Consider the following 20768-nt stretch of genomic DNA (forward strand, 5'->3'; position numbering starts at 1 on the left):
GTGGTCGCCGGTCGCGGGTCGCCGACTGCCGGTGGGGGTCGGGGTCGGCCGTCGGCGTACGCGGCCGAGCCGTCGGTGGTGGGCGGGCCGGTTCGCAGGATTTCCGGGTGTGTCCCCGTCGTCGGGCCTTGGCGGCGTGTGCGTCCCCGCGCGGAACCGACGGGTCGTCAGGTGAGCGTCGGCGTCGCCGGTCTGTGGTCATGGTCGGGCCGCCCGTGGTGGGGGGAGGGGGCGGTTCGCGGGATTCCCGGGTGTGTCCCGGTCGCCGGGCCTCGTCGGCGCGTGCGCACCGGGGACGCAGCGTCGACGGCACGTCAGGTGTACGGCAGCGCGGGCGATGTGATGGGCAGTCAGGTCATCCATGGGCGCGCACGCATGACGCGGCCGGCCGGTGCCGGGAGTGTCCCGGTGCCGGCCGGCCGTGTGTTCCTGGGTCAGTCGGTCGCCAGGAGGGTGGTCAGGGCGTCGCGCAGGGCGGACTCGGCGTCCGGGACCGCCCCTGGGGACCGCCACGCCACGAAGCCGTCGGGCCGTACGAGGACGGCGCCCGAGGGAGTCGTCCCGTGGGCGGCCGCCCAGTCCCTCTCGCCCTCCGCGGTCAGCTCGGCGTCCGGTCCCGTGCCGAACCGGTACGAGGTCAGGGGGACGGACATGGTCTCGGCGAGGCGGAGCGCGGCCGCGTGCCAGCCGCCCGCCCCGCCGGTGGCCGCGTCGCTGAGCAGGACGAGGGAGCGTTCGTACAGGTCCAGGGTGGAGATGCCGTCCCCCCGGTGCCGTACCGCCAGATGGGGGGCCCGGCTGCCGGGTTCGCCGGTCAGGTCGAGGCGTTCCGGGACGACCGGCGCCGTGGGGTCGGTGCCGAGGACGGCCCCCCGGGGGTAGCGGTAGCCGAGGGCCACGTTCAGGATGCCCCGCTGCGGGCCCCCGCCACCGCCCCCGCCGACGCCCGGGGCCGGGGCGAAGCCCGGGTGGCTGTGCTCGACCGAGCGGGCGGCGGCGCGGGCGCTGGTGGCCTCCGCGACCGGGCGGCGCTCGGCGTCGTAGGAGTCCAGCAGGCCCTCGCCGGCCCAGCCACCGAGCACCGCCGCGAGCTTCCAGGCGAGGTTGTGCGCGTCCTGGATACCGGTGTTGGAGCCGAAGGCACCCGTGGGGGACATCTCGTGGGCGGAGTCACCGGCCAGGAAGACCCGTCCCGAGCGGTAGCCGCGGGCGACGCGCTGGGCGGCGTGCCAGGGGGCCTTGCCGGTGATCCGGACGTCGAGGCCGGCGACCCCGACCGCGCGGCGGATGTGCTCGACGCACCGCTCCTCGGTGAACTCCTCCAGCGTCTCGCCGTGTTCGGGGTGCCAGGGCAGGTGGAACACCCAGTTCTCCCGGTTGTCCACAGGCAGCAGCGCCCCGTCGGCCTCCGGGTTCGTCAGGTAGCAGACGATGAAGCGGCGCTCGCCCACGACCTCGGCGAGGTCGCGGGAGCGGAAGGTGACGCTGACGTTGTGGAACAGGTCGCCGGGACCGCTCTGGCCGATGCCGAGCTGTTCCCGGACGGGGCTGCGGGGGCCGTCGGCGGCGATGAGGTACTGCGCGCGGACGGTGGTGTGCTCGCCCGTCTCCCGGCTCTTGACAACCGCGGTGACGCCTCTGGGGTCGCTGTCGAACGACATCATCTCGGTGGAGTAGCGCAGATCGCCGCCGAGCCGCTCGGCGTGCTCGACCAGCACCGGCTCCAGGTCGTTCTGGCTGCACAGACACCAGGAACTGGGGCTGAACCGGGCGAGGCCGCCGCCCGCGTCGATCTCCTTGAACAGCCACTCGCCCGCGTCGCCGACCAGGGTGGGCGTCTGCAGGATGCCGTGGTTGTCGGCCAGGGTGGCGGCGGCCCGCCGGATGCCCTGCTCGACACCGGCCGTCCGGAACACCTCCATCGTGCGGACGTTGTTGCCCCGGCCGCGCGGGTGGATGGAGGTGCCGGAGTGCCGCTCCACCAGCATGTGCGGCACCCCCAGCCTGCCCAGGAACACCGAGGCCGACAGGCCGACGAGTGACCCCCCGACGATCAGGACCGGGACGTCGTGGGTCGCGGTACCGGTGGGACCGTTCCGGTCCGGGCTCTGTCTCATCGCGTTCATCGCTCCACTCCAGCGCGTGGTGTCCGCCGACTCGGCCGGATACGGCCGGGGGCTTCATCCATGCCCCGCGTCACGGGCCGGAGCCCACGCTTCACCCGCTTAGGGGGCAGCCCCCGCACGGCCCCCGTCCGGCCCCCGTGCGCTCAGGTACTCGGGTGCGGATGAGTACGTGTGCTCTGTCCGGCCGAAGGGCGGGGACGGGAGGCTGGGGTCATGAACCAGCGACTCCCGAGATCCGTTCCCGCCCTGCTGTCGGCCCTGGTGACGGCCGTGGCCTCCCTGACGATGTGGGCCGCCTGGCTGGGCTGGGACCAGCGGCGCGACCTGCACCCCGATGGTTCGTCGACCGGCCCGTACGAGGCGTGGCAGGTGATCGGCCTGGTGCTCACCCTGCTGGTCCCGGTGGTCTGGGCGGCGTCCCGGCGGCACATCGCGAGCGCCGTCGTCGGCACCACGGCCGGTCTGGCCGTGGCCTCCTTCTACGACTGGTCGGACGACGCCAGCGGCCTCTTCGTCATCGGCGTCATGATGGTGACGGTCGGCACCGCCGCCGTGACCACGGGCGTCTCCTTCCTGGTCGCGGCCCTCCGGCGGCGGCCTCAGCCGCCGGTGCCCGTCACGACGTAGGCCTCGGGGTCGAACCGGGCCAGCCGCCGCCGCATCCGGCCCGTCGACCAGGGCCAGCTGAAGCTGTTGACGCCGTTGTCGTCGAGGTAGTAGCTGGAGCAGCCGCCCGCGTTGTAGACGGTGGACGGCAGCGCCTGCCGCACCTCGGCGTTGAACGCGGCCTGCACCTCGGGCCGCACGTCCATGCTGGTCAGGCCCGCCGAGCGGAAGTGGCGCACCGCGCCCGCCACATAGTCGAGCTGGGCTTCGAGGACCGCGTACGCCGAGGAGTGGCCGGTGCCGAGATGCGGGCCGAGGAGGACGAACGCGTTGGGGAAGCCGGTGACGGTGGTGCCGAGATAGGCGTCCGGGCTGCCCTTCCAGTGGTCGTCGAGGGCGGCTCCGTCGGCGTCGAACACGCGGTGGGCGATGGGCATGTCGAGGATGTGGAAGCCGGTGCCGAGGATGATCGTGTCGACCTCCGCACCGCTGCCGTCGGCGCCGAGGACCCGGCTGCCCTCGACGGCCCGGACCGCCGTCGGGTGCACGGTGACGCCGGGCCTGGTCAGCGCCCGGTAGTAGGTGTTGGAGAACAGCAGACGCTTGCAGCCCGGGGTGTGGTCGGGGGTCAGCGCCCGGCGCAGCGCCGGGTCCTTGACGGCGGCCCGGAGGTGGAGCGTGCCGGCCTGCCGCACCGCCCGCAGGAGTGCCGGGTGGCGGAAGCCGACGCCGAGGGCCTCCAGCGCCCCGTACTCGGCCCGGCGCAGGGCCCGTTGGGCCGCGGGGAGGTTGCGCAGCAGCCATCGTTCGGCGCGCGGCACCGGGTGGTCGGGCTTGGGCAGCACCCACTGGGCGGTGCGCTGGAACAGGTGCAGCCGCCCGACGCGGGGCTGGATGGCGGGCACGAACTGCACGGCGGAGGCGCCGCTGCCGACGACGGCCACCCGTTCGCCGGTGAGGTCGTGGTCGTGGCGCCAGCGCGAGGAGTGGAAGACCTCGCCGGGGAAGTCGGCGAGGCCGGGCAGGTCGGGGAGCCGGGGTTCGTGCCAGGGTCCGGCCGCGGCTATCAGGAACCGGGCGGTGTAGCGGTCGCGGCCGGTCTCGACGTGCCAGCGGGCCTCGGTCCGGTTCCACTGCGCCCGGGTGACCTCGGTGCCGTAGCGGATGAGCGGGGTGATGCCGTACGCCTCCGCCGTGTCGCGGAGGTAGGCGCGGATCTCGGGCTGGCCGGCGAAGGCCCGCGTCCACTCCGGGTTGGGCGCGAAGGAGTACGAGTACAGGGCGGAGGGCACGTCGCAGGCGCAGCCCGGGTAGGTGTTGTCGCGCCAGGTGCCGCCGAGGTCGTCCGCCTTCTCCACGATCACCAGGTCGCGGACGCCCGCCTCGCGCAGTCTGATCGCCGCGCCGATACCGGAGAGTCCGCTGCCGATGATCAGTGCCTCGACGTGGCGGGTCTCGCGGGTGACGGTGCCGGCCGCGCTCTCGGGGGCATCGGGGCCACCGGAGGTCGCGGGGCTCTCGGGGCTCTCGTGGTTCTCGGGCCGGGTCATCTCAGGCTCCTGTCCGGGCGTCGGAGGGGTCGGTGGTCGCCGTGGTCGCGGTGGCGGCCGTGCGTACGGCGGCTTCCTCGGCCGCCCCGGCCGCCCCGGTCTCTCCTGTCCCCAGGGCCTCGCGGACGAGGGCGCGGGTGGTGCGCAGGGCGGTCTCCAGGACCGCCGGGCGGCGGCGGGGGTCCATGAAGTTGCCGCCCATCACCTCCAGGTCGACGGCGGTGGGTTCGATGCGGACGACCCGGGTGCCCGCCGCCCGCAGCGCGGCGCACTCCGCGTCGAGCGTGCGGGTCATGACGCGGCGCAGCGCTGCCTCAGCCCGGCCGAGGCCCCGGCGCCGTCCGGGGGAGCGCGAGCTCATCGGCGCGACGACGTACACCTCGTCGAGCCCGCTCGGGACCAGCAGGTCGGCGGAGGCGGTGGAGAGGATGCCACCGTCGGCGTACCGGCGGCCCCCGACGCGTACGGGCGGGTACCAGCCCGGTACCGCCCAGGACGCCCGGAGTGCGTCCCGCAGGGCGGCCGGCGGGGTGTCGGGGTGACCGAAGACGGTACGGCGGCCGGTGTCGAAGTCGGTGGCCACCAGCCAGGTCGCCGGATGCCGCACCCACTGGCCGGGCGGCGTCAGCGCGTCCGCGAGCGTCACCAGCCGTCGGTCGTCGCCGCGGCCCTGGGGCAGCAGGCCGGACAGCCCGGCCAGTACGGGAGCGGTGCGGCCCAGCGCGCGGCGGGCCAGGCGGGGTGAGCCGAGGAAGGCCGCCGGCCGGGGCGGCAGCGCGCCGGGCGGGGCGGCGACGTGCCGGAGAAGTTCCGGACGGGCGCCCGCCAGCCCCAGTTGCGCGGCCAGCAGCTCCTCCACGCCGACACCGGCACCGAGCAGCGCGGCCACCTCGGCCCCGGCGGAGGTCCCCACCAGGACCTCGGCGGCGCGTGGGTCCCAACCCGTGGCCTGCTGGAGCGAGTGCAGGGCGGCGGCCGTCCAGGCCGCGCCGAGTGTTCCTCCGCAGCCCAGCACCAAGCCCCGGGAGGGGGTCGTGCGGACCGGGGTCGTTCGTGTGCTCGTCGCGGTCACTGGGGTCTCTCCGCCCATTCGGGATACCGACGAGATCCGGATACTAGCGGTATCTGAAGGCGGTGGACAGTCCGTGCCGGAGATAGGATCCGGGTGCCGGGAGAGTGCGCGACCGCGCCGGTTCCCGAGAACCGCGCAGGACGGGAGAGGGAGCGAGACATGGCCCGCCTCAGCCGCGTCGAGAGCCAGGAGCGCACGCGGGACCGGCTCGTCGCCACCGCACGGCAGCTGTTCCTCTCCCACGGCTACGCCGCCACCTCGCTCAGCGACGTCGCGGAGACGGCCGGCTACTCCAAGGGCGCCGTCTACTCCAACTTCCGCGGCAAGGGCCATCTGTGCCTCGCCGCCCTCGACGACATCCGGGCCGAACAGCTGGCGCTGCTCACGGACGCCGTCATGGGCGGGGCCGGGATCGACGAGCGTCTGGCGGCCTTCGCCGGGTGGGCCGAGGCGCACATCGGCGACGAGGCCTGGACGACGCTGGAGGTCGAGTTCCTCACCAGCGCGCGGCACGACGCCGAGCTGCGGCGGGAGATCACCGCACGGGTCGGCGTGGTTCGCGAGGCGCTCGCCCGGCTGCTCGACGCGCTCGCCGCGGAGCTGGGGGTCACTCCGGCGATGCCCGCGGACCGGGCCGCGGCGGCCCTGCTCAGCCTGGGCATCGGCCTCGGCGTCCAGCGCGTCGCCGACCCGACCGTCCCCACCGCCGTCCTGACCGAGACGCTGCGGCTGGTCCTGCGGATGGACGGGACGGACACCGCCGGGTGAGCGGCACAGGCCCTCGTCGCGGCCGGGAGAGGCGTATGCCGTCAGGCCCGGCCGCGTGACTCCGCCGCGCGGCGGGCCAGGGAGTCGAAGACCACCGCGATGAGCAGCACCCCACCGGTGATCACGAACTGGACCGCCGGCTGGACCCCCAGCAGGGCCATGCCCGAGGCGATCGACTGGATGATGAGGACCCCCAGCAGCGCCGACCAGGTCGAGCCCCGCCCGCCGAAGAGGCTGGTGCCGCCGATGACGGCGACGGCGTTGATCAGCAGCATGCCGGAGCCCGGGACCTGCCGCCGAGGTGAGCCGCGAGGCGGCGACGACCCCGGTGCACCAACTCCGGTGCCCCGAGGACCACTTCCGTAACGGCCCCGACGCGTGCTGCCGCCGGCCCCGGAACACCGCTCCTCTTCGCTCCGCTCCGACCCGCTTCGTTCCGGTCTGTTCCCTTCCGCTTCCCGTGTACATCCAAGGCCGCACCACGTGCGTCTTACGAGGCAAGTCCCCTGCTCACAAGGGAACTTCACCGTCACCGGAGGACCCGATGCAACGACGCCTCGTCATCTCGGCCATCACCACAGCCCTGTGCGGCACCACACTGGCCGGTACCGCCACATCCGCCTCGGCCGCGCCCCAGGCCGTCGACTGCCGCAAGGTCAAGTGCGTGGCCCTCACCTTCGACGACGGGCCGGTCGCCGACACCCAGCGACTGCTGCGCCTCCTGAAGGAGCGGGACGTCAAGGGGACCTTCTACGCCGTCGGCACGAACGTCCAGAGGAACCCCTCGACGATGAACACCGCGGCGCTCGCCGGTCACCAGATAGGCAACCACAGCTGGGACCACGCCGACCTGACCAAGCTCAGCGCCGCCAAGATCAAGTCACAGCTCTCCCGTACGGACGCGGCGATCAAGCAGGCGACCGGCAAGAAGCCCACCACGTTCCGTGCCCCCTACGGCGCTCACAACGCGGCGGTTCGCTCGGCCGCCGGACGGCCGCTGGTGCACTGGAGCGTCGACACTCTCGACTGGAAGTACCGCGACTCCGCGCGGCTCATCAAGTACGTCAACGCGCAGACCAGGCCCGGTGACATCGTCCTCATGCACGACATCCACCGGACGACGGTCGACGCCGTGCCCGGGATCATCAGAGCCCTCAAGGACCGCGGCTTCCACTTCGTGACCGTCGATCAGCTCTTCGCCCCGGCCACGCTCCCCAGCGGAAAGGTCACGTACCACAACCGGGCCGCCTACCGGCCGTGACCGTCAGCCGGAACCGGGCACCGCGCCGGAGACCGAGCCGTTGGGCGCTTCGTGCCCGGCACGGCGGCGGTACTCGGCGTTGAGGCGCTGCGCTTCCTCCAGCTGGTCCTCAAGGATCACGATGCGGCAGGCGGCGTCGATCGGGGTGCCGCGGTCGACGAGCTCGCGCGCCCGTGCGGCGATGCGCAACTGGTAGCGCGAGTAGCGGCGGTGTCCGCCCTCCGAGCGCAGCGGCGTGATCAGCCGGGCCTCGCCGAGGGCGCGCAGGAAGGCCGGGGTGGTGCCGAGCATCGCGGCGGCCCGCCCCATCGTGTACGCGGGGTAGTCATCGTCATCCAGACGATCACTGAGGGGGTTGTCTGCTGTCATGTCACCTCGTAGTGCAACGCGTCGAGGGGCCCTGGTGCCGTACGGCACCAGGGCCCCGAAGGAAATTCAACACCATCTGCCGGCTCTCGTGCTGTGCCGACCTTCTGTTTCCGCTACCAGCCCTGACGAAGGGGGGTGCGGGGATCGCGGCTGCTTGACCGGAGACCACCTTCCCATCCGGGGTCTTGCGGTACCCGGGCCGAGGAACCCTCGGGCCGGGCGATCCTGATGGCGTCTCCTCCGTTCTTGCTCGTGTACTGCGACCTTGCCGTTCCGTGTCCGGCAGGTCGCCAGACCGTCTCAACGAGTCAGAGACTAATCGCGTCGGCGGCCAATGTCTACTCTGGCAAAGACAGATTTTGGTTGTCTTGAGACGCAGGTTGCCTGTGGCTGGCTGTGATGGATGGCGCGCGACCCGTGACGACGATGCCGACGGGCCATGCCGACGGGCCATGCCGACGGGCCATGCGGGCGGGCCCGGGCGCGCCGCGGGATGGGCCGAGCAGGGGGCGGGGCCCCGGGCCGCCCGGCCGCCTGAGGGGCGAGGCCGGGTGTGTCCGTCGGGGCGGGGGGAGAGCGACGCGCCCGGGGTATCCGAGTCTCCTCTTTCCGCGACGGAAGGAGAAAACGGCGGCAGCGCGGGAAATGGGCGGACGATGTACGGGGCGCACGCTGGGAGTGATCGCGTCCACCCGTGCCAATTCCCGTCAGGAAGCGCCCGGCAGGGCTGAAACACAACGAGCTGGGGCCCGCACCTCGAAGGTGCGGGCCCCAGCTGCTGGAGAATGTGTTGCCGCGAGTGTCAGACGGAGACGATGTTCTCGGCCGTCGGGCCCTTCTGGCCCTGCGCGATGTCGAACGACACCTTCTGACCCTCCTGCAGCTCGCGGAAGCCCTGGGAGGCGATGTTCGAGTAGTGGGCGAAGACGTCAGGGCCGCCGCCGTCCTGCTCGATGAAGCCGAAGCCCTTTTCCGCGTTGAACCACTTCACGGTGCCCGTAGCCATGTCATTTCTCCTTCGGAGACGAAGTCCGGAATTCGCCGTGTGCCAATTCCGCGTCGCCGTGTTGATCTACCCGTCGGGAAATGAACCTTCTGGACAACCACACCTGCAACTGGCCTCGACGTTAGCACGTCCCGGGCACGTTCCGGTTCGGCCGTGAATGATCCGGAATTCGGTTCCGGTGAAGGGTCGAAGAATACTCGTCGCGCCCCCTGTCTATTTCTGGCTTCGCGGATACAGATATTCCCCCGCGCTGTGGTGGGGTCCTCCGGCCCCTAGCCGTCCCGCTCGGCGGTCCAGGTGATGAGCGGGGGCTCGACGCGGGCGCACAGGGGACCGCCCTGGGGGTCGGTCAGGCCGAGGCGTCCGACCAGCAACCCGTCGTGCGCGGCGGCGGTGAGGACGTCGTCGGGGATCACGTCGAGCATGAGCTTGGCCCGGCGGAACATGGTGAAGGTGCCCGACGCGTCGACCGTGCCCCACGACAGGTAGACGAACCGCCGCCCCAACCGGTTCTGCACGTAGGGCCCCCTGATCCCGGCGCCGGCCGGTGCCGTGCCCGGGGTGCACTCCAGGGTCCAGGTCGCGGACGGGGCGTCGCCGGGCTGCGGGTCGAGGAGTTCGGCCGGACGGTCCCGGCGCTGGACGGCGACATGGAGGTTGTCGTACGCGGGCACTCTGCCGTCGGCGGAGGCGGGGCGGGTACGGCCGGGGAGGTCGACGGCGTCGATGCGGATGCGCATGAGGACCATCTTCCCGCCCCCAGGTGTTCCCGCCGGCGCCGCCCGCCCGCGTTCCCGGGGCCACCGGGGTGGCGGGGGCGTTCAGTGGTCGTCGCGGACGGTGGTCGCGATGCCGTTGCGGATGACGACCTCGGCGCTGAAGCCCTTCTTGGCGGCGGTCTCCAGTTGGGCCTCGGTGCAGGAGGTGCCGCCCTCGCCGCCCGGCCCGGTGTTCACCGCATCGCAGATGTCGTCGTATCCGATGATCTCGGTGTCCTCGGCGACGAGGAACTGCTGCTCGACGCCCTTCATGTCGGAGACCGTGTATGTGCCGGGGGCCAGGTAGGAGACGTTGCCGAACCAGGTTCCGTCGACGCCCTTGCCCTGGTCGATGCCCTCGACGACGGTCTCAGGGGAGTCCGCCCCGGAACCGGCACCTGAATCGCCACCGGCCCCCGGCCCGGAGCCGTCGCCCCGCTGAGCGGCTCGCCGCTCGGTCACCAGGGTCGCGACGCCCTTGCTCATCTCCACGTCCGCGTTCACCGCGGCCTTCTTGGCGGCCGCCTCCAACTGGTCCGGTGTGCACGGCGCGTCGACCTTGGCCCCGGCCTCGCCGCAGATCGTGCCGGCGCCGTGGACCTCGGTGTCGTCGGCGATCCAGAACTGCTGGTCGTCCTTGCCGGGCACGGACACGATGTACTTGCCGGGGGCGAGATACGTGACCTTGCCGTTCCTGAACGAGCCGCTGACCCCCTTCGACTTCCCGGAGTCGGACGCCTTCTCCGCGACCGCCGCCGTGTCCGTCCTCCCGTCCTTGCCGGACGAACGGTCGTCCGTGCCGTTCTGGCACGCCGTCATCAGCAGACCGGCGGTGAGCGCGGCGGTGACGGCGACGGCCTTGCGCAGGTGGCGGTTGATCACGGGAGATTCCTTCCGAAAGGGTGCGGCGGTGACGGCGGCCTTCCCGCCGGTTCTCGCTCTGTGCCGATGAGGAGGAGTCCCGGAGCCGTCCGGTCGCGCCCGTCCCCCCTTCAGGACGCCGCCGTCGCACCCCTGTGACACGGCAACACCTCCGCTGCGGAGGCCAGTTGGCCGACGCGCCGCCTTGCGTCGTGAGGTCCGGGCCCGCCGCGACCGCCAACGCCCGATGCGCGGGCGGTCGACGCGCTGCCCATGGTGTCGAGATCGGCCAGATCACTACCTCCTGGCGCGGGCGCCGTGCCCCATGCTGGACGTCACCGAGAACCACACCCCGGTTCTCTTCGGCGGACAGCTACGGAAAGCGTTTGTGTGCGTTCCGTTGACACCCGGCACATCCGCTCCTAATGTCACGCCAATCTCGCCAATCTTCCGACCATGTGACGAGATTTCGAACGACGGGAAAGGCAAGTGCCCTGCGCAGCACCGGAGTCAGCACAGACGTGGCCGGTCCGCCGTGGCACCACCTCACCCCTGTCCAGGTGCACGCGGGCACCGGGACCGCGACAGCCGACGGGCCCCGGGGCGCCGACGCGTCCGGCCACCGGCTCGACCGAGGTGCCGTGCGACGCGATTCGCGATGACCCGGCGCGTCCCGTCCGCCCGCCCACCGGCGCCGAGGCGGAATCGCGAGGCCGCAGGGCGGACCCTCCGCGGCCGGCGCCGTTCCACCTGACGTTCGGTCCGTCTCGACGACGACAAGAAACAGGGAACGATCACCATGCCCAACCGAAGAGCCGCCCTCGCCACCCTCGCCGGAGCGGTCTCGCTCGCGCTCACCCTGTCCGCCTGCGGCGGCGAGACCAGCCAGAGCAGCTCCGAGCGCGGCACCATCGGCATCGCCATGCCCACACGGGCCTCCGAACGCTGGCTGACGGACGGCAAGAGCGTCGTCGAGGACCTTCAGAGCAAGGGCTACAAGACCGAGCTGCTCTACGGTGAGGACAACCCGCAGACCCAGGTCCAGCAGGTCGAGAAGCTGATCAAGCAGGATGTCGACGCGCTGATCATCGCGGCCATCGACAACAAGTCGATGAACGGCGCGCTCGAACGCGCCGCCGCCGCGAAGATCCCCGTGATCTCCTACGACCGCCTCATCCTCGGCACCCGGAACGTCGACTACTACGTCTCGTTCGACAACGAGCAGGTCGGCCGGCTCCAGGCCCGCCACATCATCGAGAAGCTCGGTCTGGAGGACGGCAAGGGCCCGTTCAACATCGAACTGTTCGCCGGCTCACCCGACGACAACAACACCAAGTTCTTCTTCGACGGCGCGATGCACCTGCTCCAGCCGTATCTGGACAACAAGCAGCTGGTGGTCCGGTCCGGCCTGACCGACATGGACAAGATCACCACGCTGCGCTGGGACGGCCCCACCGCGCAGAAGCGCATGACCCAGGTCCTCTCCCAGTCGTACGGGAACCGGCGGGTCGACGCTGTGCTGTCGCCGTACGACGGCATCTCCATCGGCATCATCACCGCGCTGAAGGCGGCCGGTTACGGCACCGCCGCCAAGCCCCTCCCGGTCATCACCGGACAGGACGCCGAACTGGCCTCGGTGAAGTCGATCATCGCCGGTGAGCAGTCGCAGACCGTCTTCAAGGATCTCCGCCAGCTCGCCGGCAGGGCCGCGAACATGGCCGACGACATCCTCAACGGCGAGACACCGGAGCTGAACAACAGAAGGGCGTACAAGAACGGCGTCAAGGCCGTGCCCGCGTACCTGCTCCAGCCGATCAGCGTCGACAAGTCCAACTACGAGTACGTCCTGGCCGCGAGCGACCTCTACACGGAGGAGGAGCTCAAGTAGTCCGGGCCTGTCGAGTGACCCGGATCACGCCGGGACGCCGATCACTTCCGCCGCCCCCACCGGTCATCACCCATGACACGAGCCGCCACGTACCGCTGTGGGTGTTTCACGTGAAACGACCTTACCGACCCGCGCGGCGCTCGGCGGACCGACGGAAGGACGCGACCGACATGACCGGACCCGTGAAGGGCCCTGCCGGCTACTTCCCCTCGATCGAGAAGAAGTACGGCCGTCCGATCGCCGAGTGGAAGGACCTGATCCGGGCTTCGCCGCTCACCAGGCACATGGAACTCGTCGCCTGGCTCAAGAGCGAGCACGGCATGGGCCATGGCCACGCGAACGCCCTCGTGGCCCACACGCTCGCCGAAGGGTGAGCGAGGGGCTCCGCCGCCGTTCGTGTGGACCTGTGCGCATGATGCCCCGCCATGTGGTCTTCGTGCGCCCGTGGGCGGGTACGCGGGAGGCGGTGCGCGGGCCGGCCCGCGGGCCGGCGCGCGTAGAGAGGGGCGACGGCATGCAGACCTTCCTGCCCTATCCCGACTTCCGGGCCTCGGCGGAGGCCCTGGACCGGCGTCGGCTCGGCAAACAGCGGGTCGAGGCGTTGCAGGTGCTGCGCGGGCTCGTCCGGCCGGGCTACGGGTGGCGGCGTCATCCGGCGGTGCGGATGTGGGCGGGTTACGAGGAGGCGCTGGTCCGGTACGGGCTGGAGATCTGCGCGGTGTGGTGCGAGCTGGGGCACCGGGACACCTGCGCGGCCACCCTGGTCACCGATTTCACGGCGTTCCGGCCGGGCGTCACGGCCCGGGACCAGGCGCGGCTGGCGGCCGCCGGGGAGCTGCCGCCCTGGCTCGGTGACGACGCCTTCCACCGCAGCCACCGCTCCGCGCTGCTCCGCAAGGACCCGGCCGTCTACGCCGGATCCTTCCCCGGCGTACCGGACGACCTGCCGTACGTCTGGCCGGCGTCCGACCGGGAAGCGGTCTCCCCCTGACCGCCCGGTGCGGGCTTCACGCCTTCTTCCTGCCGCGCAGCGCCTGCGGCTTGTGGACGGCCGTGCGCCCGGACGTGTCGCTGCGGACCAGGTACTGAGGGTCCTCGGCGGAGGCGTCGACGGTGCGTCCGGCCGCCTCGGTCCGTTCGGTGATCTTCTTCTCGACCTGGCCCGTGGCTTCGGCCCCATGACTCTTCCACGACACTCGGTCGCCCTTGCGTGGCTGTCGTTTCCCGGCCATGCGGTACCTCCTGTCGGTCGGCTCGCGAGTGCCCGGGAGAACTGTCCGGAAACGACCCGCGGGTCCCGTTTCGAACACATGGCTGGCGTACCGCAACCGCCATGGCCGAATATGTGTCTCACTCTCCACGCGACCCGGTCCCACGGGAGCGGGCGGGACGGCGGCGCACGGCGGCCTTGGGGGTGGAATGAACACATGGGCGGTGCCCGGATACACCGAGTCACTCGAACTCGGGTCCGGCGCGAGCGGGCGGGTCGTACTCGCCGTGCACGAGGAGACCGGTGTTCCGGTCGCCGTGAAGTACCTCAGCGAGCCCCTGCGTACCCGTCCGGGCTTCGTACGCGACTTCCGGGCCGAGGCGCGGCTGCTCGGCGGACTGCAGAGCCCGCACGTGACCGGCCTGTACGAGTACGTGGAGAGCCCGCACGGCGCCGCCATCGTGATGGAACTGGTGGACGGAGTGTCCCTTCGGACACTGCTCGCCCGACAGGGCCCGCTGGACCCCGAGGCCGCGCTCGTCATCCTCAAGGGGTCGCTGCTCGGCCTCGCCGACGCGCACCGCGTCGGCGTCGTCCACCGCGACTACAAGCCGGAGAACGTGCTGGTCGTCCCCGACGGGGAGTCCAAGCTCGTCGACTTCGGGATCGCGGTGGACGCGGGCACCAGCGCCGGTGTGGCGGGAACGCCGTCCTACATGGCCCCGGAGCAGTGGACGGGCGCGCCCGCCTCCCCCGCCGCCGACGTGTACGCGGCCACCGCCACGTTCTTCGAGTGCCTGACGGGCCACAAGCCGTACGCGGGGGACAACTTCGCCGAGCTCGCCCTCCAGCACATCGACGCGCCCGTCCCCGCGGGTGAGGTCCCCGAACCCCTGCGGGACCTGGTGCGGCGGGGGCTGGCCAAGGACCCGGAGCAGCGGCCCGTGGAGGTCGAGGCGTTCGTCACGGACCTGGAGACGGCAGCCGGCGGCGCCTACGGGCCCGACTGGGAGGAACGCGGTCGCGGCCGCCTCGCCGCGCTGGTGGCGCTGCTGCCCCTGCTGCTGCCCTCGGCCCGCGGTGGCCCCCGAAGCAGCACGGACACCGCGCGTACGGTGCTGAGCCAGGGGTCGGGCCGGGGCTGGGCGCGGTCCTGGCGGCCCGGTCGGCCCGGGATGCTCGTGTCCGGGGCCGCCGCGCTCCTGGGAGTCCTCCTGACCTACGGCATCCAGTACGCCCCGGGAGCCGCTCCGCAGGAGGCGGCCCAGGCCCTGGCCACCACCAGCGCCGGGCCCGGTGCGGACCCGTCGGGGCCCGCCGCCGAGTCCTCCTCCGGCTCCCCGTCCGCCTCCGCGTCCTCGTCCCCGACCGAGTCGGCGGACGCGTCGGCGTCGCCCGGTCTGTCGCCCTCGGCGCCGACGGCCACCGACACGGGGGAGCCGTCGGCCTCCGCCACCTCGACCGGGGGTCCGGAGACGACACCGCCCGGCGACACGGAGAGCACGGCGGCGCCGACGACGTCGGCCCCCTCCGCGCCCGCCGCCACGGCCGTCAAGGACGTCTCGGTGTCGGCCTTCCGGCAGACGGGTCCCACGACCGCCACGTCGACCATCGAGATCACCGCGGACGGCACCGGGCCGGTCTCCGTCACCGTCTCGTTCTTCAAGGGCGACACCTTCGGACAGCTCGGTGCCGCGGACGGTGCGTCCCAGACCTTCCAGCGCACGGGAGCGACGCGGTACACGATCACCGTCGACCACACCTTCGGACGCGGTGGCTGCTACTGGGCTGTCCAGGGCACGACCAGCCCGGCCTCCGCCGACGGCGGCGCGTCGCAGCAGCTGCTGACCAGACAGTGCGAGATCCGGTGACCGCGCCGCCGAACGGGCCGTACGGGCCGGGTGGACCGAGCGGACCGGTCGACTGGCCCGAGCCGCCGTCCGATGACGCCGAGGCGACCGAGGTGCTGGGTCCGGTCGGAGAGCCGGAGGACACTGTCCGGTTCGATGCGGCCGGGGCGGGGGAGGCCACCGTCCGGTTCGGTCCGGCCGGGGAACAGGGCGCGACCGTCACTCTCGGTCCGGCCGGGGACCGGGGCGCCACCGTTCTCTTCCACCGCGTCGACGAGCAGGGCGGGACCGTCCGGCTCGGTGCGGATGGGGAGCACGGCGGGACCGTCCGGCTCGGTGCGACCGGGGAGGGGGGAGTCACCGTTCGCCTGGGGCCCGACGACGAGCCGGGCACCACCGTCCCTCCCGGACCGGCCGACGAGCACGGCACCACCGTCCGTCGCGACCCCGTCGACGCCCGTCCCCCGAGCGGTGAACCCGCTTCCGAAGACGCCGGATACAGCGCCACCGTGCTGGCCAGCCACTGGATCCAGCGGCCAGAGTCCGGTGACACGCTCGTCGAGGAGTCCCCGACGCGGCCCGCGGCCGAGCCCACCAGGATGCTTTTCACGGGGCCGGAGCCGGAGTCGTATCAGGGGCCGGGTCCGACGCCGCCCGACCGTGTCGAGGGCACCCTGCTGCGCTTCGGCCCGGGGGTGACCCCCGAGGTCGCGCACCGCACCCACCGGACGCTGCCCGCGGTGCCACCCGTCCACGTGCCCCGCCGAAGACGGCTGCGCCGGCACGCCCTGCCCGCCCTGGTGCTGCTCTGCGTCCTCGCCTTCCTCGCCTGGCAGCGCCTCGGCCCTTCCGTACAGGTGAGATCCGTGGCGGCCACGGTCAAGCCGAAGGTCCTGGGGTGCGACGGCACCGCGGACATCGTCGGCCTCGTCAGGACGAACGGCCGTCCGGGCACGCTCTCCTACCGTTGGATCCGCAGCGACGGCACCTCCTCGGGCGTCCTGCGTGAAGTACTGGTCCGGGACCAGCGCCAGGCCCGTCTGCACCTGCTGTGGACGTTCCAGGGCAAGGGGCGTCAGGAAGCCCGCGCCGAACTGCGCCTCCTCTCGCCGTCCCGGCGGACGGTCTCCGTCCCGGTCACGTACGACTGCCGCTGACGGGTCCGTCGGGCCGGACCCCGGCCCCGCCGACCGGCGGGGTCGCGACAGCCGACCGGCGGGGCAACTCCCGTGGGGTGCAGGGTGGTTGGCCCTACGCCCGCCCCGGCAACGTGGCCCCGGTGACCGAGACCGAAAGCACCGAGAAGCCGCCACCGCCCTCCTTGGCCGCACCCGGGGCCGCGCCCCGGGCCGCCACGATGGCGGAACGCGCCGCGCCGACGGCGCGGCTGGTCGCGGTGGACCTGGCCCGCGCCCTGGCCGTGTTCGGGATGTTCGCCGTGCATGTGGGCCCCTTCCCGACGCCGGGGGGCGGCGTCGGCGACTGGTTCCTGGGCCTGGCGAGCGGCCGCGCCTCGGCGCTGTTCGCCACCCTCGCCGGGTTCTCGCTGACGCTGATCGCGGGCCGCCTGGAACCGAAGACCGGCCTGGCCGGCCGACAGGCGAGGGCCCGGATCGTGATCAGGGCCGTGGTCCTGCTGGCCCTGGGCGTCGCGCTGGCGATGACGAACTTCGGCGGCGCCGGCATCCTCAACTTCTACGCCGTGTACTTCCTGCTGGCCCTGCCCCTGCTGCGGCTGCGGGCCAGGACGCTCGCGACCGTCGCGGTCGTGCTCGCGGTCGTCACGCCGCAGGTGGCGTTCGCCCTGCGGGCGCTGCTCAGCGAATCGCTCGTGCGCGGCATCGACTCCTACGACCCGATCGCCCGCCTCTCCGGCGTCGGCGTCCTCGACCTGCTGCTGACCGGTCTCTACCCGGCGATCACCTGGATGACGTTCGTCGTCACCGGTATGGCGCTGGGCCGGCTGGATCTCGCCTCCGGCACGGTACGGCGACGGCTGGCCGTGGTCGGCCCGGCGCTGATCGCGTTCGGGTACGGCGTCTCGTGGCTGGTGCTGCGGGTGTCCGGCGGCGATCAGAAGATCATGTCCGGCATGCCCTCCCCGGAGGAGTTCGAGGCCGTGAAGGACTCCGGCGCGGCGTCGGCGTCCTTCGACATGCCGGTCGGCGGCGGACTGTGGGGCTCCGACGCGTGGGGGCTGCTGGCGGCCGAGCCGCACAGCGGTTCCACGTTCGACCTGATCGGCAGCCTGGGCATCGCGATCACCGTGCTCCTGTGCCTGACGGTGGCAGTGGACCGGCTGCCGTGGCTGGCCCGGGCGGCGACCCCGGTCATCGCCGTCGGCACCATGTCGCTGACCCTCTACGTGAGCCACATCCTGGTGATCCTCGCCCTCCCCGGCGAGGCGGCCGCCCCACCGGAGTCGGCCTCCACCACCCTGCTGCTCTCGTTCATCGCCGGGGCCGTCCTGTTCGCGACGGTCTGGTCCCGCTTCTTCCGCCGCGGCCCGCTGGAACACCTCCTCCACCGCGTCACCACCCTGGCGAGGTCGGTCCGCTGAGCCCCGGCCCGCGGAGGGCCGAGGGGGCGGGGCCGTGGGCCGGGTGGCCCCCGGCCCCGCCCCGCACGGGCGGGCGGGGGCCTCGGGGGGAAGAGGTCAGGACGGGTCGCCGTACTGCAGACCGCGTCCGTTGGTGCCGACGTAGACCCGGCCGAAGGTGTCCGGGTCGCCGGTGACGACGCCGGTGCCGCCGATGCTGCCCCACTGGTGGGCGTCGTCGTTGACGCGGAGCCAGGTGGCGCCCTTGTCCGTGGAGCGGAAGACGCCGGTGACGTCCTTGACGGTGCCGATCAGGTACAGCGCCTGGTAGTCGGCGCCCGACGCGGCCTTGCCGAAGCCGAGGGCGGACGCGGACTGCACCGACTTGAGGGTCGTGAAGGTGCGGCCGCCGTCGGTGGAGTGCAGCAGCCCCTTGCCGCGGCCGGCGATCCAGAGGTCCCCCGCGACGCCGGGAACGGCCGTGAGCCGGCCGGAGGGCAGGTCTCCGGAGCGGGCGGTGAAGGTGGCGCCGCCGTCGGTGCTGGCGTGCAGCGTGCCGCCGGACAGCGAGTAGAACGTCCTGGCCGAGGAGCGGTCGGCGACGACCACGGCGCCGTTGCCCAGGCCGCCGACCCTGGACCAGCTCGCCCCGTTGTCGGTCGAGCGGTAGGGGGCCTCACCGGCCTCGGTCCAGACGATGGTGGAGCCGTCCGCCGAGAGCGCGATGTGACCGTCCTGGGCAGAGGGAACGGGCTCCGCCTTGAAGCCGTTCCAGCTGACGCCGCCATCGGTGGAGTACGCGCCGTCCTGCGCGCCACCACGCCCGACGCGGACCATCATCGAGGGCTTCGACTGGGCGAAGTCGATGTCGGTGCTGTTGGTCATCATCGGGTTGTTCAGCCGACCGGAGGGCACCTTGGTCAGGGAGTCGTGCCGGAAGCCGCCCTGGTCGCCCATGGCGGTGATGACGGCGGCGCCGCCCGGAGGGGCGATCGCGTCCATCAGCGCGGTCTCCTCCAGCCCTCGGGCGCCCATGGTCCAGTGGCTGGTGCCGCCGCTGTCGGAGGCGCCGGCGTCCTTGCTGCGCAGGATGCCGTTGCCGGTGCCGTACAGCACGTGCCCGGAGTCGAAGGGGTCGATGGCCAGGGCGGTCATCCAGTGCCCGGTGTGGGTGCCGACGTAGGGAGCGGCGGAGGCGCTGCGCACCGACTTGTCGGCCAGTGCCTTCCAGTTCGCGCCGCCGTCGGTGGTCCGGTAGATCTCGTCCTCGGGCCACCAGCGGCCGAGGGTGGTGACCATCACCGTGGAGGGCTTGCGCGGGTCGACGGCCAGACCGGAGAACCCGTAGTTGCCCTGGGACGGGGAGATGTTCTTCCACACCCCGCGGTCCGGCGTGTACTTCCACACCGAGCCCGCCGTCACGCCGTTGGGCCCGAGGTTGTCGGTGTACGTCAGGTACAGCGACCCGTCACCGGAGAGCACCCCGTGCTGCGGCATCTGACCGGTGGGCTGACCGGAGACGGCCTGCCAGCTGCTGCCGCCGTCGGTGGAGCGGTACAGGGAGGTGGACCTGTCGCCGACACCGACGTAGATCGTCTTGCTGCCGGCCGGGCCGTACGTCACGAAGGAGATGCCCGCGCCGCTGCCCGCCCCGTCCTTGACCGGGAACGAGGAGACCTGACGCCATGTCGCACCGTGGTCGGTGCTGCGCCACAGGCCGTTCTTGCGGCTGCCCAGCAAGAGGGTGCCGTTGTCCGCGGGGTCGACCACGAGCCGTTCGCCCGCCCCGCGGCCGTCCTCGTTGGCGCCCAGCTTGAACGGCAGGTCGGTGCGCTTGAAGGTGCGGCCCCGGTCGGTGGAACGCAGGATCGCGCCGTTGCCCGCCCACTCGTTGGTGTAGGTGCCCGCCCCGAGGTAGAGCCGGTCGGGGTCGGAGGGGTCGGTGGCCAGCGAGTCGATGCCCAGCAGGTTCCAGTCCTTCTCGCCGACCCAGTCGGTCAGCGGGATCCACTGCTCGGCCCCGGTGTCCCAGCGGTAGGCGCCGCCCATGTCGGTACGCGCGTACAGCAGCCCCTTCTCCTTCTGGTTGAACACCAGACCGGTGACGTAACCGCCGCCCACCACCTGGGCGTTCTTCCACACATACGGTCCGGCCTTGACGGTGTTCCCGGTACCGCCGTTCCCGGACGCGCCGGTCCCGCCGGTCCCGCCCGTCTTCACCAGCTTCCACTGCTGGTTGGTGCTGCCCTTGGCGGGATACTGGATGACCGCCGCGCCCTGTGCCGTGGAGCCACCGGAGACGTCCAGGACCTGGCCGCTCCTGCGGGAGGTGAGGGTGACGGCCCCGGAACCGCTCACGTCGTCGATCCGCCACTCCTGGGAGGTGGCCGAACTGTCGGTCTGCTGCTCGGCGGCGGCCCCGCGAGCAGTCGAGTTCCTGGCTATGCCCAGCACCTTGCCGCTGTTGCGGTTCACCAGCTCGTAGAAGCCGCCCCCGGCGGACTTCAGCTTCCACTGCTGGTTGGCGGTGTTCTGGTCGGTCCACTGCTGGATACGGGTGCCGTCGGCGGTGGAGTAGCCGTTGACGTCCAGCACCTTGCCACTGCGCACGGAGACCAGCCGGTAGTAGGCGTCCGCGTCGACGGTGGCGGCCTGCGAGTCCTCCTGCGTGAACAGGAGGTACGGCACGACGGCGAGGGGCGCGCCGAGCAGCACGGCGGTGGCGGTCCAGCGACGACGGTGACGCCCGCGGCGCCCGCCGTTCGTGGGGTTGTTCATGGGGAGCAGGTTCTCCTTGCGAGCCGTTCACGAGAGAAGGCGGATCCGGACAGACGAACTGGCCGAATCCGCTTCCTTGTTGCCGCAGGCTCCGCAAAGGGTTGCCATGAGATGGCGGACTTTTTC

Annotated in this window: 18 protein-coding genes and 1 pseudogene; 9 read left to right on the plus strand and 10 right to left on the minus strand. The window is 72.2% G+C overall.

Annotation, left to right across the window (positions count from 1 at the left end; genetic code table 11):
• Window positions 1–434: 434 nt before the first annotated feature.
• The gene (locus tag ACFU5F_RS35505) at window positions 435–2126 is read right to left on the minus strand and encodes an FAD-dependent oxidoreductase (RefSeq protein ID WP_383896529.1); all 1692 of its coding nucleotides are present in this window, start codon (window positions 2124–2126) and stop codon (window positions 435–437) included.
• A gap of 213 nt (window positions 2127–2339) precedes the next feature.
• Here ACFU5F_RS35505 and ACFU5F_RS35510 point away from each other — a divergent pair, with 213 nt between their 5' ends.
• A complete protein-coding gene (locus ACFU5F_RS35510; protein WP_383896532.1) occupies window positions 2340–2753 on the plus strand; it encodes a hypothetical protein in 414 nt (137 codons plus the stop codon).
• Here ACFU5F_RS35510 and ACFU5F_RS35515 read toward each other — a convergent pair.
• On the minus strand, window positions 2726–4282 hold the full coding sequence (locus ACFU5F_RS35515) for a flavin-containing monooxygenase (protein WP_383896533.1): 1557 nt from the start codon (window positions 4280–4282) through the stop codon (window positions 2726–2728). The genes ACFU5F_RS35510 and ACFU5F_RS35515 overlap by 28 nt on opposite strands.
• A 1-nt stretch (window position 4283) precedes the next feature.
• Window positions 4284–5354 (minus strand): patatin-like phospholipase family protein, encoded by a 1071-nt coding sequence (locus tag ACFU5F_RS35520; protein ID WP_383896536.1) that lies wholly within the window; start codon window positions 5352–5354, stop codon window positions 4284–4286.
• A gap of 159 nt (window positions 5355–5513) precedes the next feature.
• Here ACFU5F_RS35520 and ACFU5F_RS35525 point away from each other — a divergent pair, with 159 nt between their 5' ends.
• Complete coding sequence (locus tag ACFU5F_RS35525; protein WP_383896539.1) at window positions 5514–6122, plus strand: TetR/AcrR family transcriptional regulator; 609 nt, start codon at window positions 5514–5516, stop codon at window positions 6120–6122.
• A 41-nt stretch (window positions 6123–6163) separates the two neighbouring features.
• On the opposite strand, the pseudogene ACFU5F_RS35530 reads toward ACFU5F_RS35525, so the two are convergent.
• Window positions 6164–6443: pseudogene (locus ACFU5F_RS35530) on the minus strand (sugar ABC transporter permease); the annotation flags it as partial.
• Window positions 6444–6666: 223 nt separating this feature from the next.
• Here ACFU5F_RS35530 and ACFU5F_RS35535 point away from each other — a divergent pair.
• The gene (locus ACFU5F_RS35535) at window positions 6667–7383 is read left to right on the plus strand and encodes a polysaccharide deacetylase family protein (RefSeq protein WP_383896541.1); all 717 of its coding nucleotides are present in this window, start codon (window positions 6667–6669) and stop codon (window positions 7381–7383) included.
• Between the two features lie 3 nt (window positions 7384–7386).
• On the opposite strand, the gene ACFU5F_RS35540 is transcribed toward ACFU5F_RS35535, so the two are convergent.
• From ACFU5F_RS35540 to ACFU5F_RS35555, 4 genes are all read right to left on the minus strand, one after another.
• A complete protein-coding gene (locus ACFU5F_RS35540) occupies window positions 7387–7752 on the minus strand; it encodes a helix-turn-helix domain-containing protein (RefSeq protein WP_383896544.1) in 366 nt (121 codons plus the stop codon).
• A gap of 802 nt (window positions 7753–8554) precedes the next feature.
• Window positions 8555–8758, minus strand: a complete 204-nt coding sequence (locus ACFU5F_RS35545; protein ID WP_383896547.1) for a cold-shock protein — start codon at window positions 8756–8758, stop codon at window positions 8555–8557.
• 272 nt (window positions 8759–9030) lie between these two features.
• Entirely contained in the window at window positions 9031–9498 is a 468-nt protein-coding gene (locus ACFU5F_RS35550) for a DUF5990 family protein (protein WP_383896550.1), read from the minus strand.
• Window positions 9499–9579: 81 nt separating this feature from the next.
• On the minus strand, window positions 9580–10398 hold the full coding sequence (locus ACFU5F_RS35555; RefSeq protein WP_383896553.1) for a hypothetical protein: 819 nt from the start codon (window positions 10396–10398) through the stop codon (window positions 9580–9582).
• 778 nt (window positions 10399–11176) lie between these two features.
• On the opposite strand from ACFU5F_RS35555, the gene chvE reads away from it, so the two are divergent.
• The 3 genes from chvE to ACFU5F_RS35570 all read left to right on the plus strand — a co-directional run bounded on the left by chvE (window position 11177) and on the right by ACFU5F_RS35570 (window position 13256).
• On the plus strand, window positions 11177–12265 hold the full coding sequence (chvE, locus tag ACFU5F_RS35560; RefSeq protein WP_383896555.1) for a multiple monosaccharide ABC transporter substrate-binding protein: 1089 nt from the start codon (window positions 11177–11179) through the stop codon (window positions 12263–12265).
• Between the two features lie 170 nt (window positions 12266–12435).
• The gene (locus ACFU5F_RS35565) at window positions 12436–12639 is read left to right on the plus strand and encodes a DUF4287 domain-containing protein (RefSeq protein ID WP_383896558.1); all 204 of its coding nucleotides are present in this window, start codon (window positions 12436–12438) and stop codon (window positions 12637–12639) included.
• Window positions 12640–12779: 140 nt separating this feature from the next.
• Window positions 12780–13256, plus strand: coding sequence for an MSMEG_6728 family protein (locus ACFU5F_RS35570; RefSeq protein WP_383896561.1), 477 nt, complete (start codon window positions 12780–12782; stop codon window positions 13254–13256).
• A gap of 16 nt (window positions 13257–13272) precedes the next feature.
• Here the strand turns inward: ACFU5F_RS35570 and ACFU5F_RS35575 are convergent, their stop codons facing one another.
• Window positions 13273–13497, minus strand: coding sequence for a DUF2945 domain-containing protein (locus tag ACFU5F_RS35575; protein WP_383896564.1), 225 nt, complete (start codon window positions 13495–13497; stop codon window positions 13273–13275).
• 187 nt (window positions 13498–13684) lie between these two features.
• Between ACFU5F_RS35575 and ACFU5F_RS35580 the strand changes: the two genes are divergently transcribed.
• From ACFU5F_RS35580 to ACFU5F_RS35590, 3 genes are all read left to right on the plus strand, one after another.
• Window positions 13685–15346 carry a serine/threonine-protein kinase gene (locus tag ACFU5F_RS35580; RefSeq protein WP_383896567.1) on the plus strand — a complete coding sequence of 554 codons (1662 nt, stop codon included), beginning with the start codon at window positions 13685–13687 and terminating at the stop codon, window positions 15344–15346.
• Complete coding sequence (locus ACFU5F_RS35585; RefSeq protein ID WP_383896570.1) at window positions 15343–16482, plus strand: hypothetical protein; 1140 nt, start codon at window positions 15343–15345, stop codon at window positions 16480–16482. The genes ACFU5F_RS35580 and ACFU5F_RS35585 overlap by 4 nt, the downstream gene beginning before the upstream one ends.
• 122 nt (window positions 16483–16604) lie before the next feature.
• Window positions 16605–17885, plus strand: a complete 1281-nt coding sequence (locus ACFU5F_RS35590) for a DUF418 domain-containing protein (RefSeq protein WP_383896573.1) — start codon at window positions 16605–16607, stop codon at window positions 17883–17885.
• 96 nt (window positions 17886–17981) lie between these two features.
• On the opposite strand, the gene ACFU5F_RS35595 is transcribed toward ACFU5F_RS35590, so the two are convergent.
• On the minus strand, window positions 17982–20642 hold the full coding sequence (locus tag ACFU5F_RS35595) for an RICIN domain-containing protein (RefSeq protein ID WP_383896576.1): 2661 nt from the start codon (window positions 20640–20642) through the stop codon (window positions 17982–17984).
• Between the last annotated feature and the right edge of the window lie 126 nt (window positions 20643–20768).

It is taken from the genome of Streptomyces sp. NPDC057438 (assembly GCF_042802995.1).
Classification (GTDB): Bacteria; Actinomycetota; Actinomycetes; order Streptomycetales; family Streptomycetaceae; genus Streptomyces.